General features: G+C 39.1%; 12 protein-coding genes. 7 read left to right on the top strand and 5 right to left on the bottom strand.

All coding sequences use genetic code 11. The features are described from left to right. Nucleotides 1–57 precede the first annotated feature (57 nt). Nucleotides 58–1,089 (top strand): sensor histidine kinase, encoded by a 1,032-nt coding sequence (locus ACL8WY_RS02570; RefSeq protein ID WP_436516773.1) that lies wholly within the window; start codon nt 58–60, stop codon nt 1,087–1,089. Continuing rightward, complete coding sequence (locus ACL8WY_RS02565; protein WP_436516772.1) at nt 1,086–1,796, top strand: LytR/AlgR family response regulator transcription factor; 711 nt, start codon at nt 1,086–1,088, stop codon at nt 1,794–1,796. The genes ACL8WY_RS02570 and ACL8WY_RS02565 overlap by 4 nt, the downstream gene beginning before the upstream one ends. On the opposite strand, the gene ACL8WY_RS02560 is transcribed toward ACL8WY_RS02565, so the two are convergent. Together ACL8WY_RS02560 and ACL8WY_RS02555 are read right to left on the bottom strand one after the other, a co-directional pair. Then, on the bottom strand, nt 1,774–4,041 hold the full coding sequence (locus tag ACL8WY_RS02560; protein ID WP_436516771.1) for a patatin-like phospholipase family protein: 2,268 nt from the start codon (nt 4,039–4,041) through the stop codon (nt 1,774–1,776). The genes ACL8WY_RS02565 and ACL8WY_RS02560 overlap by 23 nt on opposite strands. 175 nt (nt 4,042–4,216) lie before the next feature. Further along, on the bottom strand, nt 4,217–5,356 hold the full coding sequence (locus ACL8WY_RS02555) for a cystathionine gamma-synthase (RefSeq protein ID WP_436516770.1): 1,140 nt from the start codon (nt 5,354–5,356) through the stop codon (nt 4,217–4,219). Nucleotides 5,357–5,571: 215 nt separating this feature from the next. On the opposite strand from ACL8WY_RS02555, the gene ACL8WY_RS02550 reads away from it, so the two are divergent. Next, complete coding sequence (locus ACL8WY_RS02550) at nt 5,572–6,042, top strand: hypothetical protein (RefSeq protein WP_436516768.1); 471 nt, start codon at nt 5,572–5,574, stop codon at nt 6,040–6,042. Nucleotides 6,043–6,047: 5 nt separating this feature from the next. Here the strand turns inward: ACL8WY_RS02550 and ACL8WY_RS02545 are convergent, their stop codons facing one another. Then, nucleotides 6,048–7,643, bottom strand: coding sequence for a mechanosensitive ion channel family protein (locus ACL8WY_RS02545; RefSeq protein WP_436516766.1), 1,596 nt, complete (start codon nt 7,641–7,643; stop codon nt 6,048–6,050). Nucleotides 7,644–7,719: 76 nt separating this feature from the next. Between ACL8WY_RS02545 and ACL8WY_RS02540 the strand changes: the two genes are divergently transcribed. Beyond that, on the top strand, nt 7,720–9,765 hold the full coding sequence (locus ACL8WY_RS02540; RefSeq protein WP_436516765.1) for a M3 family metallopeptidase: 2,046 nt from the start codon (nt 7,720–7,722) through the stop codon (nt 9,763–9,765). On the opposite strand, the gene ACL8WY_RS02535 is transcribed toward ACL8WY_RS02540, so the two are convergent. Next, complete coding sequence (locus ACL8WY_RS02535; protein WP_436516763.1) at nt 9,762–10,766, bottom strand: hypothetical protein; 1,005 nt, start codon at nt 10,764–10,766, stop codon at nt 9,762–9,764. The genes ACL8WY_RS02540 and ACL8WY_RS02535 overlap by 4 nt on opposite strands. A gap of 435 nt (nt 10,767–11,201) precedes the next feature. On the opposite strand from ACL8WY_RS02535, the gene ACL8WY_RS02530 reads away from it, so the two are divergent. Further along, nucleotides 11,202–12,608, top strand: a complete 1,407-nt coding sequence (locus ACL8WY_RS02530) for an MATE family efflux transporter (protein ID WP_436516761.1) — start codon at nt 11,202–11,204, stop codon at nt 12,606–12,608. Between the two features lie 16 nt (nt 12,609–12,624). Then, nucleotides 12,625–13,161: a dihydrofolate reductase family protein gene (locus tag ACL8WY_RS02525; RefSeq protein WP_436516760.1), complete on the top strand. Its 537-nt coding sequence runs from the start codon at nt 12,625–12,627 to the stop codon at nt 13,159–13,161. On the opposite strand, the gene ACL8WY_RS02520 is transcribed toward ACL8WY_RS02525, so the two are convergent. Beyond that, the gene (locus tag ACL8WY_RS02520; protein ID WP_436516759.1) at nt 13,151–15,841 is read right to left on the bottom strand and encodes a hypothetical protein; all 2,691 of its coding nucleotides are present in this window, start codon (nt 15,839–15,841) and stop codon (nt 13,151–13,153) included. The two genes, ACL8WY_RS02525 and ACL8WY_RS02520, sit on opposite strands and share 11 nt — an antisense overlap. Nucleotides 15,842–15,964: 123 nt before the next feature. Between ACL8WY_RS02520 and ACL8WY_RS02515 the strand changes: the two genes are divergently transcribed. After that, on the top strand, nt 15,965–16,396 hold the full coding sequence (locus tag ACL8WY_RS02515; RefSeq protein WP_436516757.1) for a MarR family winged helix-turn-helix transcriptional regulator: 432 nt from the start codon (nt 15,965–15,967) through the stop codon (nt 16,394–16,396). Nucleotides 16,397–16,412: the final 16 nt, after the last annotated feature.

The raw sequence follows: 16,412 nt of genomic DNA, 5'->3' as shown, positions 1-16,412 counted from the left end.
AAACAGTATGAACAAGGATGGTTATAAAGATTTTATTTGTAGCAAGGTTCATACTTCATGACTAGAAACAATTCATATTGGCTTTTGCAATCTATTGGCTGGTTCACCTACGCCATGATAGGAGTGATTGTATCATTTCTATTTTATGACACAGTAGATGTATGGGTTATTTTGGCTCAATTTTTTGGAGCGATAGTCATGTTTCTCTCGACGCACCTTTTGAGGTACAAAATGAAATTAGATGGGTGGTTGAAACTTAAAATTCAAAAGCTCATTTTTAGGTTGGTTCCAACACTTATTGTGATTTCTATACTGGCAAATGGGATTGTGGTTGGCTATACAATGCTGACCACAGATATAATTGATGTTGAAAATTTCAGCCCGTTAGTCTTTTTATTGTTCTCCTTTCAAACACTTGTTTACTTCAGTCTTTGGACAGCTGTTTACCTGATTATCTATTTCTTTAGAAACTACAAAAAAGAGGAGGTTGAAAAGTGGCAGCTACAAACAGCGGTAAAAGATGCCGAATTGATTGCCCTTAAGGCTCAAATCAATCCTCACTTTCTCTTCAATGCATTGAACAATATTAGGGCTCTGATCTTAGAGGATCACATGAAAGCCCGTGATATGGTTTCTCACTTGTCTGAACTTCTGAGGTATTCCATTCAATTCAATGACAATGAGAAGGTTACAATAGATGAAGAACTAGAAATAGTGAATAAGTATCTTGAGCTTGAAAGTATACACTACGAGAATCGCTTGCACTATGAAATATTGACAAGTAAAGCGTTAGGAAAATGTCGAATTCCTCCCATGCTTATTCAATTGATGGCGGAAAATGCTGTTAAGCATGGGATTTCACAGGTCAAGAATGGTGGAGATATTCTAATATCTGTGAGTAGAGAGGGAAAAAATCTTGTGCTTGAAGTATGTAATACGGGAAAGCTGAAGAAAAATTTAGGCAGCGGCATTGGATTAAAAAATGCCACAGACAGGATTAGAATATTATTTGATAGCGAGCCAGATCTTGAATTGACTCAGCAAGGAAATATGGTCAGCTCTAAACTAAAATTACCACTAGTACAATGAAGGCGTTAATAGTAGATGATACCCGATTAGCTCGTCAGGAACTTCAATTTCTCCTAAAAAATCACAAACAAGTTGAAGTGATTGGCGAGGCGGAAAATGCAGATGATGCAAAGACCATGATTGAAGAATTAAAGCCAGATTTGGTTTTCTTAGATATCCAGATGCCAGATAAGGACGGTTTCCAGCTTCTGGAAATGTTAGATGAAGTACCTCAGATAATATTCACTACTGCATACAGTGAATATGCGATAAAGGCATTTGATTACAACGCGTTAGATTACTTGAAAAAGCCTATAACTGATGACAGACTAACACTGGCCTTGCAGCGTGTTATTGAGAATCTTGAAAAGAAAGAAGAGGCAAAAGATGTATTAAATGAGAACAGTCAGGTCTTTGTAAAGGATGGCGAGAAGTGTTGGTTTGTAACCTTAAAGGATGTCAGGCTATTTGAAATATGGGATAATTATACCAGGATTTACTTCGAAGATCATAAGCCAATGATTCCAAAGACACTTCAATATATGGAGAGCAGACTTGATCCGAAAGTCTTCTTCAGGGCTAACCGACAACAAATCATTAATATGAAATGGATCGATAAAATTGAACCATGGTTTAGTGGAACTATCCGATTGTATCTAAAAAATGGAACCGAAGTAGAGGTGAGTAGGAGACAGACTTCACGCTTTAAGGATTTGATGAGTTTTTGAGTATTTCTTGTAATGTTCTTATTGCGTCCTGATTGCTATCGATAAAAATGTTTTGTTGAATGTGCTGTTTTTCCTTGGCGGTTAAGTGCCAGCTTAGAGATGCTCGCTCTACCTCTGAAGATGAGTTGTTTTTCTCAAACGAATCGTAAGCAATTTCTACAATTTCAAATTCGCCTTTAAACCAACCTTTCATTTGCTCTATTCTTGCGTCATTGTTTATGTCTTGCATATTGGTGAGGTTGTTGTAAACACTTGCAATAGGATAGGTTAGTCGATCAATGACTGATGGGTTGGGTCTTTTTTCAATGGGAGAATTTGATTTAGTATCGCGAACAACAAGGAACACTATGCCGGCTGTATTTTCTGTGATCCAGTCCTGAAAGACATCTACAAAACGGATGGCGTCTGATATGCCGAAATTGTCAGAAATACCTGCATCCATTATTTCAACTCGAGGCTCAGCAGGCAAACTGATATTCGGGGTAATATATGGGAAAGAAGCTGACATTCTCAGTGCTGAAAGAAAGCTAAGTTTTTCAGGCTCATTGGTCTTGAATAGGCCCTGAAAGTCAACTCCTCTGATTTTTTGATTTGGATCTTCAAGAATATCTGATGAGACTCCCATAAATGAAATCGGCTGGGACGAGATGTAAAGCTTTCTTCCATCATTAGCGATGGTGGGAGACATAATCAACGTTGGAATTTTAGCAGCTCTTTCTTCATCGAGATAGTCGTCTACTTGCTGATTGAAGACATAGCCAAGGTTCCTGTTTAGGTTTTGTTCAAATACATACCCACGATCGATACTGTAGGTTCTTCCTGCGTATTCATGAGTCCGCATTTTGAAGAAGAGATCATTGACGAGAAGTCCAAATATTACAGGATTTAAATTGTCTTTCCCAATTCTACTCAGCAGTAAATTCCTACTTCCAGAGATAGCTATTTGTGGATTTCTCCTAAACATTTCCCTGTAATACGCAGCTCCTATGACGCCACCAGAGGCACCAGTGATGAGAACGGTTTGATCCATTAACCTGCCATCTAGCAAACTGTCAGCACTTAGTAGGGCATTGAGTGTCCAAAAGGCAGCTCGTTGGCCACCACCGCTGACACACAAAAAAACCATTTTCTGATCTTTTGGATTTTTCCATTTTAACTTCCAGTTTTCCAATGTTTCAAGCATGTGGAGCTTGTCATGAACATATTGTTCTTTGGAATGCACAGTTTGCAGATTCTCAATAGAGTATTCTGTTTTGATCGTATCATAATTGATGCCGGTAGCTTGATTGATGCCCTTGCCAAAACCTGTTTTCACAAAAACATTGACAAGGATGAAAATGCCCATAGCGAAAGCCAAGCCCCAACCTTTAAACCAATAGCTGATTGCGCCAACGAGCATTACGGCAATTGCGAAAATGAGTAGTGAACTTGCGGCTGCTGGAATTTGCAGAAACTCTATATGCATGAAAAATCCGAGCAGAAGAATTACACCTATGATGCAAAGCTCCACCAAAACAGAGTTGAAATGGTTCTGATCAAAAACTCTAATAATGGCTTCTCGATTACCAAAGTTGACAATATGTTCCGTCGTTCTTTTTTTAAACTGTAAATCCAAATAATTGGTCACATTGTACTCATCAGCTTTGTTTTCTCGAACTCTGCTCATCACTCGATCTCTACTGACAATGTTTTTTCGTAATTTCTTATCCAGAGTACCCGCTAGAAAAATGAAAATATCCTTATTGGTAAATCTGAAGTAGAGGATCATAAGGAGGTGCATGGCAATGATCCCAAGCAATAATCCGGAAATGTATACGACTATATCAATGGAATCAGCAAAGCCGTTATTTATCTGAAAGCGTATCAGCAGAATGATGTAAAGTAGTAGTGTAAGGAAGGGCAGGAGACTGTTGTTCAGTGAGAATTTGGTGAATGGTCTTTGTAGAACCCCAATAAACCTAAACCTGTGTCCATCAAGTATATATGTAGTAATATGCCAGGCCATAATAAGATTGCCAAAAGCAACACCTACAATGAAGAAGCTCCAGAAACTCACTTTTCCAAGATATTCCGGATCGAGAAATAGGTAGTGAATACCGTACACCTTACCTAATCCACCTGAAAATGCCGCGATTACAATTACCCAAACAGCGAGTAGCGCTAGATTTTTCTTGAAATGATGAAACATCAACTGAATCATCAGTGAGCGAAGGATCTCGTTTAGCACATGTTTGAATTTATTCATCCGTTGTTCTGTACAATTATTTTAGCTATTCAGGATTAAATCAGCCACTATTTCGTCGAATATAGCAACTAAATTCATACCACTAATTTCGATTCGAATTCGATAGAATATTCTTTTCGACCTAGCATAAAAAAAAGAGAATCAGTGGTACTATTTTTCTTTTGAATATATAAGTCTATTTGATTGCTTGCTCAATATCTGCAACAAGATCATCAATATCCTCAATGCCAACGCTCAGTCTAATCAAAGTGTCAGACAATCCTCCGGCCTTCCGTTTTTCCTTAGGAATACTAGCATGTGTCATGCCAGACGGATGACCAACCAATGATTCTACGCCACCAAGAGATTCCGCAAGACTGAATAATTTAAACTTGCTAAGCGTCTCTTTAGTCTTTTGGAGACTGTCATTTTTTTGAATGAATGAGATCATTCCACCAAATCCTGTCATTTGCTTCTTGGCGAGATAGTGGCCTGGATGATCATCAAATCCCGGCCAAAATACCTTATCGATATTTGGATGATTTCTTAGATATGTGGCGATGGCTTCACCATTTTCACAATGCCTTTGCATGCGCAGATGTAGAGTTTTGATACCTCTTAGTGCAAGAAAACAATCTTGTGGCCCTGGTACAGCGCCGCTTGAATTCTGAATAAAACCAAACTGTTTATCTATCTCCGCATCGTTGGTTCCTAAAAAACCCATAATTACATCAGAATGACCGGCAATATATTTTGTGACAGAATGCATGACAATGTCCGCTCCCATGTCTAATGGATTTTGCAAATAGGGAGAGGCAAACGTATTGTCTACTGCGACTTTAGCACCGTGCTTATTACCTATTGAGCTAATTGCTTCAATGTCAATGATGTTTAACATTGGATTTGTTGGTGTTTCTATCCAAAGAAGTTTGGTTTTATCGCTTATAGCAGCAGCAACATTCTTTGGCTCGCTCATATCCACAAAGGTGAACTTGATCCCAAATTGCTCAAAAATTTGTGTGAAAAGACGGAAGCTTCCACCGTAGAGATCAGCCGTACAAACCACTTCGTCACCTGGCCGTAATGTCTTTATTACTGTCTCTGTGGCACTCATCCCAGAAGCAAAGCATCTTCCAAATTTTGCATTTTCGAGTGCTGCGATATTCTTCTCAAGTACACTTCTGGTTGGATTCTGTGAGCGTGCGTATTCGTATCCCTTATGAATCCCAGGTCCATCTTGTACATACGTAGAAGTCTGAAAGATAGGAGTCATGATTGCCCCTGTGGATGGGTCTGGCTCAATACCAGCATGAAGTGCTTTGGTTCCGAATTTCATAGTTATTGATTGATTTTTGAGCGAAAAGACGAATTTATCAATTAAGTCGCTGCTCAGGAAATATGCCAAAAACGGCTGTTGGTGGAGAAGCTTCTTTGTTTTGTCGAAATGATTTTATTCTGGCGATCTGTTTTGGACATTGTTTCTGGAAATATTCATATCCTTGAGGAGTCAACCGCTATGGATTTTTAATTTATCACTTAAAAATTATAGCAATGAAGCAGCTAATCACCTTATTTCTGCTAACCGTTTCATTTTATTCTACTGGTCAATTTTATACGGGTTACTACGTTAGCGACCCTCAAGTTCATGAACTTGATCATTTTAAAATCAAACAAATTCACAATCATACCAAGCTAGACGGAGACCTTGTCATTCATGCCTATATGGGTCATGATGAACTGTGGGCAGAGAAGGCTGAATATGTGAAGGATGACAATTCAAGAGGAAAGCTGATTGCTCAGTACAGCCACAATGAAGACATAATATCAGTTCATGTTTTGAAATTCATGATGGATGGAAACGAATGGGAATACATCCTGTTGGGTTACATAGCCAAAGACAAACACAGGCATTTCATCGTCATTGAGGAAATCTTCAATGACGACTCAGAAACCAAGCTGCTTGAATTCAATCGGTTTGATTGGATCAAAGGTCATCACCTAATGAGTGCCGCGGCACACTAAGCTTGTCAATTCTTCTTGAAGAATGTCTCCAATTTCATTTCCGCATCTGAACCAGATGGGTAAGTCGGAGAAAGCGAAGGTTGGCCCGGCAAGTTCTCGATGTGTAGAGTTTGCGTAGGGAAAGCGAAATTGACACCAAGGTCTTTTCCAAGTCTTACAATACTCATTAGAACCTCATGCCTGCATTTTAGCTCTTCACCCCACGTTGGCACATTGAAAAATATGTAAAACATGATATTTAATGAGCTGGACGCCATTTCATTGAAATAGACATGATAATTGTCTTTCCAGGTTTTTGGATGGTCATCTACTATTTTTCTCAATCCTTTTACAAATACTTCGATCATTTCAGGTGGCGTATCGTAAGTCACTGAAATTTGGGTATAAAACCTTCTATATTTTCTGAGTCCGTGATTGTCTATAGTATTATCTGCGAGTTTACTGTTCGGTACATATATCAATGAATTTCTAAAAGTTCGGATACGTGAAGAGCGAAAGCCAACTTCTTCAACAGTTCCATCCACATCATTTGAGGTGATCCAATCGCCTACCTGAAAAGGTTTGTCGATAAAAATCATCACCGACCCAAAAAAGTTTTTGATTGTATCCTGAGCTGCCAGTGCAAATGCCAAACCTCCAATTGAGAGACCGGTAAGCAAGGGAAGAATAGGTACTTGCAAATTATCCAGAATCAAGAGCGTACCAATGATGATCACAAAGGTCTTTAAAGTCTTCCTTAGAAGCGGCACCAACTGATCATCCAGAGTACTTTCCGTGGTTTGTGCCATCCGCATAAGAAACACGCTTGCTATGGATACCAGACGATACATAATCACAGTTCCAAAAAGAGGCACCATCACTCTCAAGATTAGATTGACATATTTTGAATAGGTGACAGGAAGCTGAAGCGCAGGAGTGAAGAGTAGTAGAAGCAAGACTATGATGAAGACACTGGTAGGTCGTGCTATTTGCCAGAGGTATTTCTCTGATGTTTCGCTCTCATAGTTAAACCTTCTGACAAGCCTACTGAATATTCGCTCAGTAAAAAATGCAAATATCTTGTAGACAAGCGCACTGATTAGTGCTAAGATGAAAATAGTGATATACTGATAGGCATATAAACCGAAGGTTTTTTTGGTGCCTAATTTTGGCAAAAGGTTGAGCAACTTACCGGTTCCGAATCTAAAGGTTTCATTATAAAGCTCATCTATACGATCAATGCTCGAATCTGAAAAATACCAATTATCATTTTCAGCTTTGAGCAAAAATATCTTTGGGTAGGTATCAATCAATACATACTTTTTGCGATTACTTGTTGAATCCAGATAGTTCGGGGTATTAGGTATTTCATCCAAATAGAGATAAATCCCTCTTCCATCCAATACACGTTTAAATTTTACGGCAGCTTTCTTGGCTTCACCAATAGATCTCCCTTGAGATAAAAATGGAAGTGCCGCAACGGAATCATTGGATGATTCCGACTGCAAATTTTCTAGAAACGTCCGAACAGACGCATAAGGTGTGCTCAAATTATTATAAGGATTTTGAGCTTTAGAAAAGAATGAGCAAAGGCAAACAGATGCCAGCAATATGTACCTCATAAGATCTGATTTTTTTGCAAAAGTAAACCCCTTGAGCCATTACCTTTGCCGACCATTTACAATAAAATTTTAAAGGATGTCGAACCCACTTCTATCTTCGTTTAATACAGCTTTCCAAATGCCACCTTTTTCTGAAATAGCTCCTGAGCATTATGAAGAAGCCATAGAGTTTGCACTCTCTGAGGCAAAAAAAGAAGTTCAGGGAATAATTGATAACGAGGAGCAACCATCTTTTGCAAATACAATAGAAGCGCTTGAAAGCAGTGGAGAAAAACTCCAGCGAAATTCTACCATTTTATTCAACCTAAACTCTGCAGAAACGAGCGACCAACTTCAAAAAATCGCACAAAATGTATCACCTAAGCTATCAGCCTTTAGTAGTGAGGTGAAGCAGAATAGTGATTTGTTCCTCCGTGTGAAGGAAGTATACAATCAAAGAGAATCACTTAAACTTTCCGGTGAGCAGCAAAAATTACTTCATGAGACCTATTACGATTTTGTTAGACGTGGGGTAGAATTGGAAGGAGTTAAAAAAGAACGTTTCAAGGAAATCAGCATAGAACTTTCAAAACTGTCGCTTTCATTTTCTGAAAATGTACTTGCTGAAACCAATGACTATGAATTGGTTATTACCGACGAGAATGACCTGTCTGGCCTTCCTGAAGATGTAAAAGCCAGGGCAAAAGAGCTGGCACAACGGAAGGGAAATGATTCAGCCTGGATATTTACCCTGCAAGCTCCGAGCTACATTCCGTTTATGGAGTATGCCAACAATCGGGCACTTAGAGAGAAGCTTTATAAGGCATATATGTGCAAGTGTTTCAAAGGCAATGAACGTGACAATCAGGATTTGATCTTGAAGACTATACGCTTAAAAGCCGAACTTGCTTCCTTGTTGGGTTACCCAACATTTGCTCATTATGTGCTGGAACAGCGGATGGCAGAATCTCCGGATAAGGTGATCGAATTCCTAAATGACCTTTTAGAAAAGAGCTTACCAAAAGCACAAGATGAGGTGGAGGAAATTAAGGAGTTTGTTAAGTCCAATGGGGATGATATTGCATTGCAAAGATGGGATTGGTCCTATTACTCTGAGAAGCTGAGGAAGGAGAAGTATGAGTTGGACGATGAGCTTGTCAAGCCATATTTCAAACTTGAAAATGTAATTAATGGTGTTTTCGAAACAGCGGAACGTCTATATGGTATTTCATTTAGACCTAATGATAAGTTGGAGGTCTATCATAAAGATGTTCAGGCTTATGAGGTTTTGAATAGATCAGGAGAGGTGGTATCAATCTTTTTAGCGGACTTTTTTCCCAGAGACGGTAAAAGAGGAGGTGCCTGGATGACTTCTTATAGAGGTCAAAAGTATGAGGGGACTGAGCGCATAGTGCCACAAGTTAGTATCGTGTGCAATTTCACTCCATCATCAGCCGGACATCCTTCACTGTTAAAGTTTAACGAAGTAGAAACCCTCTTTCATGAATTTGGACATGCGCTTCATGGCATGCTTGCCAATACAAAATATCAGAGCCTTTCGGGAACAAGTGTTTTCTGGGATTTTGTAGAACTGCCATCTCAAATCATGGAAAACTGGTGCTACGAGAAGGAGTGTTTGGACATGTTTGCGAAACATCACGAAACCGGAGAGTTAATTCCCAATGATCTGGTGGATCGAATCAAGAAATCTTCAACCTACCATGAGGCATATGCTACCGTTAGACAATTGAGTTTCGGTTTATTAGATATGGCATGGCACAGTCTTTCATGGGAAGAAGCGAAGAATGTGAGCAGTGTAGGAGAGTTTGAAGAAAAGGCATTTGCCGCAACGGAGCTTTTCCCTAAGGTATCTGGGACGAATATGAGTGTTCAGTTTAGTCACATTTTTGCAGGAGGATATGCTGCCGGCTATTATAGCTATAAATGGGCCGAAGTGTTGGATGCTGATGCTTTTTCTGTATTTAAACAAAACGGTGTATTTGACGAAAAAACGGCCGGCTTATTCAAAGAGAATATTTTAAGTAAAGGTGGAACAGAGCATCCAATGGAGCTTTACAAAAAGTTTAGAGGAAAAGAGCCATCACCTGAGGCCTTATTAAAAAGAGCTGGTTTAATTGCTTAGTCTTCAAGGTAGGCGATTTCGGAACCTATCGTTTTGTTGCTGTTACTTAGGTCTTTTTTGATGTCTTCAATAAGTGCATTTAGGGCATCACTGAGTTTCTTTATCTCTTTTTGTTTCTCAGGTCTGCCTCCGAAGACACGATCCTTCTCAGAAGGAGATAGTAAATGGGCAAAGTATTTTGTGTCTGTGGAAAGCTTTTCAAGCAACAAAGCTACTTTAGGCAACAGCGAAAGAACCTTATTAGCAGGAACTGATAATTCTACTTCAGGCATGTTGTATAGTATGGAATTAATCTCTGAATCACGAAGACCTATTTTATCATGAGAATCAGCCCTGAGGGTTTTTAAAAGTCTGCAAAGAGCTTTTAAGTTACCGTTTGTATGCTGATCACGCGAATTGATCCGAGCTATATTTAGAAAAGGGAGGTATTTCTTTACCTTCTTGTTAGCAAAATCAAACTCGGCAATTCCCCTGTAGATTTCATTTTTTGTTTTCACATATTCAGCGCTGTTCACCCACAAGGAAGGAAGGATGTCAATTTCGCATGTTGGCTTTTGAGCCGTGATCCTTATTCGTGTTTTATCACTGTAATCCACTGTCTTGAAGCTGGGATCTTTAGTAAGAATGTCCATTAGATCCATAGCAAGGGTTTGGACATCTCGGTGAGGTTTATCTGATAGATTCTTCTTGATTACAATAATCTCGACATCACCATATAGCAAGATGTTCGAATAGGTTTTCAAAGCTCCTTGATATCGATAGTCTACATCATAACCACGTTTTTTGAGTGACTTGGCTATGATCTCATGTATTCTTCGAGAATTGGCATACACTTTATACGCATATGACGGATCAATCTCTACCATAGACTCCAATGCATAGAGTAGGCAATCGGAGTAACCAGACTGGTGAAAAGCATCAGAAAGTATAGGTTCTCTAAGAGCCTCATCATACCTTCTCCCTTTTAGATTTTCTACTAACAGGCTATAGTCGTGTTCCATGGGATGCCAAAATAATCAATTCTAAAGATATGAATTGTATTTTTAGAAGATTATCGCAGGGTTTATTGAATGTTAGGATTAAAACGCAGACTTGGTTATTGACCATAAAAGGCTAAAATTAGTAGTTTTTTAGGCCTATTAACCAATTAAAATGCAAAAAATGGAAAACATATATGCTTCAAGACAATTTTGAAGGAAATAAAGAAATTCCAATTTATTGTGATAAAAATCAAAATAATTGAACCTGATAATTAAAAAAATATACTACTATTGTGTCCTTATGATTCTATTCGCAGAGATTGTAAATACCACGCCCTCTCGCATCAGAGGGTAACCCCTAGGCTGGGTATCTCAACTATCCATTTGTTATAGTTCACAATTTCAAGACTGTGTCGTTTTGAGACGCATGTCATCACATTTTAATTTATTTTAGAAATGACGAAAGAATCATTCTCTATATCCAGAGTTTACAAACTCTTTGTTTCTGCACTTAAGGGTGAAGAAACTGAATTCACAACCGGAAGTATTAACCGTGCAATCATCTTGCTTTCCATACCCATGATTGCTGAAATGATAGGCGAGTCACTATTTGCGGTGGTTGATATGATTTTCGTATCACGAATCAGCGTAAATGCAATAGCTACTGTGGCGCTTACAGAAACGCCATTAATGATTATATACTCACTAGCGGTAGGCTTAAGTATGGCCGCTACTGCGATTGTAGCTCGTAGAGTTGGTGAAAAAAGGTTTGTTAGAGCAGCAGATGCTGGTTTTCAAGCAATTGTTATCTCCATTGTCATTGGTGTAATATTCGGAGCAATTGGTTTTCTATTTGCTGAAGACATCCTCGCATTGATGGGAGGAGAATCTGATCTGATAGCAGAAGGAGTTGGCTATACAAAAATCATGTATGCTGGAAACCTGAGTATTATCTTGATTTTCCTAATCAATGGAATATTTCGTGGAGCAGGCAATGCTTCAATTGCCATGAAATCTCTACTACTGGCCAATGGTTTAAATATACTCCTGGATCCAATCTTCATCTTTGGGCTAGGACCAATGCCCGCCATGGGTGTAGAAGGAGCGGCGGTCGCAACTACGACAGGAAGATCCATTGGAGTAGTGTATCAACTAGTGCATATATTCAATGGAAGCTCTCTGATTAAGCTGACAATCAAAAATTTCGTTATACGTATCAAGACGGTTGTCGAGATTATCAAGATAGGTTCGGCTGGTATAGGTCAGTTTTTGGTTGAAACACTTAGCTGGCTATTCCTGGTTCGAATAGTAGCGGAGTTTGGAACAGAATCTGTGGCTGGCTACCAGTTGGCATTTAGGGTCATTGTTTTCACGCTATTGCCATCTTGGGGTATGGCCAATGCGGCTGCTACGCTAGTAGGTCAGAACCTTGGCGCTAAAAGTCCCGATCGAGCAGAGACATCAGTCTGGCGAACAGCTAAATGGAATACGATATTCCTTATTGCAGTAGCCATTGTTTTCTCCATATTCTCGAATCAGGTCTTGGCAATTTTCAACCAGTCGGGAGTGGTTTTAGAAACAGCGATTAATGCACTGCGAATCATATGCTTCGGATATATATTCTTTGCATATGGAATGGTTATAGGTCAGGCTTTTAATGGAGCAGGAGATACGTTAACTCCTCTCTGGATCAACATTGTGGTCTTCTGGCTTATACAAATTCCATTGACATATTTACTGGCAATAGTTTACGATTGGGGTCCAAACGGCGTCTTTTTCTGCATAGCGTTTTGCCATAGCTTGTATGCTATAGTAGCGATCGTGCTGTTTAAGCGTGGTAAGTGGAAAACGGTTGAAGTCTAATATCAACAGTGCACATATGAGAAAAATCGTTTACTATGTAGCTACTTCTCTGGATGGATATATTGCAGGGAAAGACAATGATGTTAGCATGTTTGCTCATGAAGGCGAGGGGGTGGAACAATATACGTATGACCTTGAGTCTTTTGACACTGTGATCATGGGAAGAAAGACCTATGAGTTTGGTTATCAGTATGGATTAAAGCCAGGCAGCCCAGCTTATCCGCATATGGAACATTTTATATTTTCAGAAATGCTTTCATTTGAAAATGAAAATGATCTGGTAAAAGTGGTGCCAATTCAGTTGGATATTTTGGCAGAGCTGAAGAATGGAATCGGGAGCGACATTTACCTATGCGGTGGCGGAATGTTTGCTGGATGGTTAATGGAAAACCGGATGATCGATGAGATAAAATTGAAAGTCAATCCGATCGTATTAGGTGATGGCGTTCGTCTCTTTGGTGATTATTCTATTCCTCACAGACTGAAAGAGGAATACCATCAGTCCTTCGATGATGGGATTCAGATCATTACTTATCAGGTGATTAATAATTGAAATTGTAGAGTTCCAGGTTGGCATCCCAAGTGGTGAAAACCTGGAATTCTCTTTTTGCACTTGAATAGATTAGGCTAACCTCATTCTCGGAGTTCAGCGGATTGCCAGTGATTAGATTACCTGATTTATCATAGATATACAATGTCTTGTTAGCCTTGTCTGTAAAAATGACTAAGTCTTTACCAGCACCAAATTGATAATATTGAATCAAGATAGGTCCTTCAGATAGGTAATCTTTTTTGAATAGAAGGTTTCCGGTATCATCCAGGACATCATATGTATTACCTTCTTTTCTCACCACAATAAATGAATCCCCGCCGGTATCAGGGATTAATCTAAACCTTGCATCAGCACTTGTTTTTATGAGTTGGTCGCGTTTGATCACATCACCCTCAAGGTTCAATTCGGTTAGTTCTCCTCCTTTTGATATCACAGTCATGGAAGAGGTGCCAAGCGCATTCGATTTTCTTAAAAAGTAGCTATTATCTAGTGTCTGTCTTGTATCAAAAGGAAATCCACTCATCATTTGGCCTCTTCGATTCATGAGATTAATGGCTCCATTTTCTTGTAATGAAATCATCACATCAAACCTTCCCAATCGCGAATGATCCATTGGTAAAAGGGCTTTTCTACGTAATGCTTTTGGATTCCATCCATCTAAAACGTTCAAATCCTTGTCGGTGAGGAATACACGGCCATCAATATCGGTGATCGCCACTCGATAATTTCGGCTCAGATCATAATCTATGAGATTCAGGTGTTCGATGGATGATTTTTCAGGAAGTGTCTTCGGATATCCAGGAATATCAGCTCCGGTACGGTCTACCATATGAATTTGCCCATCAGTCGAGAAAAGATATTGCAGCTTACCGTTTTTGTAATAGTCAATAGGATGGATTTTGCTTATAATTTGGCCATCGATCGTTTTAGACCAAAGCGTATTCTGATCCGAATCCATATAATAAATGGCGTTGGTGCTGTCTTGAACCAGAATGTCAAATTTTTTATGTGCGTGTGTCCTTAGCAAATGCGGCTTGGTAACGAGCTTGCTAACGAATCTTACCCCGTTTTCAGCGCTGGTTTTAGGAATACTTCTAGACCTTTTCACAGGCTGTGAGAAAGTGTAATTCGTATAATAGCGACCATCGATATAGCTGAATTGAAAGGCTGCCATGTCCATGGTTTTATAAATTGGCGCATTCATTGCGAAATGATCATTCCAGCTAGTTTTCGCCAGATTTTGAACACTTGTCCATGCTCGAGGGATATTTACAAACAGGCTGACATTAGCGGCGTTATTGGCTCGGGCCAAGAAGTTGTTCATACTAATAGACTTACCCCATGTATCTTCATTTTTAATCGCAGAAATGAGATTTTTCAATCCTTGTAAGTCGTTAGAAAAAATGATGTAATTGCGATAACTTATATAAAAGCATTGTTCAAAACCTGCCGCTAAATTTCCCATAATTGTCGAAGGGAATTCACTAATTGGAAGAAATCGAATCTCATTTTCACTGTAAGATTCGGTATATACAGAGTCATTTCTTGCAAGAGCTACGCGTTCCGTCAATTGGCTGAAGAAGTTCAACGACTCTTCACGATTTTTTACTTCAATAAGGAACATTTTTTGTTGATCTCGTACACGCGGAGATTCTAAATGTACAATTCCAATCTCATTGTCAACCAAGTCAAAAACCTGATCTGCGTAGAAGTCATATTGTGACTTTAATGAGTCTTGATAGGCTTTTATTGATGGGTTTGAAGATCTCAGATAGTTGATTTGTTCTTCTTTCCAGGTGGAAAAAGCCATAGACGTTATGTGATAAAAGTATGCAGTATTTTCAGGAACAACTTCAGCCATTTCGAAAGGTGCGGGCTGATTTTTATGTGTAGCTATCCATCCTTCATCTGAATAGGAAAATCCTGATAGCTGAATAAAAGAAGAATCCAGCACCAATTCATAATTACCGGCTTCAATAGGGAATACCACTTCATTACTTGAAATAGACCTGAGGAGCTCTCCAAATTTCTGATAGTTTACAAATACGGCAGCAAGGCCTGTCACTCCAGTTTCATTGAGCTCAGTGAACCTTTCTTGAAAAGACATCATTTCCTCATCGTTTACTGCACGCACAGCATCTTCAATTAAATAAGGAGTAAAGCTGGCAAGGAAGAAATTTTTGTAGAAAATGAAAGTAAGCGTTTTGCCTTGACGTGAAATTTCGCTGATCTTGAAATCGTTATAATTCCGTGTCTTAAATCGATATCCTTGCTGCTTTAGTCGGCCGATAGCCGCATTAGCGAACGTATTTTGGGATATGTTTTGCAGCTCAATGACAAACAAGAAATCAATCTCATCACTCGATACTTTATGGGCTGAGGTCACCGTTGGTGCATCATCAAAAATGGCTGTGAATCCACCATCTCCATTGATCGAATCTAGAAAAGCCAGACCGTTTCTTAGGTTCCTCAATCCAGAAGACTCATTTAGTATTGAAGAAACTGAATATCCCTGGAACGTCTCAAGGTCTTCAATAAGCTCAGCTTCAATGACAACTGCCGCATCGGCAGGTATAAAACTCCAGGCTGTTAGATCTGAATGCTTCACCCATTTTTCGTAGGTAAAGTACCCTGCACCAATCAGGAGCAGCAGAGCTATGGATATCAGAAGTTTTTTCAAGTCATGTGATTTGCTCCAAAAATAACCTAGATATTTTCCATTTAGTACGCTGATGAAGCTAAGTATTTCAATTTTTATTTAAGAGGTTGTTATAGAGGGTATGGAATTGATATATTAGCTATCATGTCTCAATATAAGGAGCTCGGATCTTTCATTGATCGTACATACAAAGTGGTTCGGCAGGACCTTATCAATAGGTTCAAAAATGTTGGAGTTGATATTACACCTGAACAATGGGTCATTTTGGCCAAACTAAATGAACAGGACATGTATCAAACTGAGCTAGCTAGCATGAGTTTCCGTGATAAACCGACTGTTTCCAGGATTGTAGATCTACTGGTAAAGAAACATCTGGTAGAGCGAATTCCGGACAAAGAGGATAGAAGAAAATATCATATTTCGATCACAAAAAGGGGAGAAGCCATTATCAATAAAGCCACGCCCTCAGTAGATGAGTCTCGAAAGCTGGGCTGGACTAACCTATCCGAAGAGGAATATAACAACCTCATTGCCACACTAGATAAGATATTTACCAATTACAGTGAACGTAATTAGACTTTTGAAATCGTAA

This window comes from Ekhidna algicida (genome assembly GCF_051379705.1).
GTDB lineage: Bacteria > Bacteroidota > Bacteroidia > Cytophagales > Cyclobacteriaceae > Ekhidna.
This window is presented reverse-complemented; position numbering and strand designations above follow the sequence as displayed.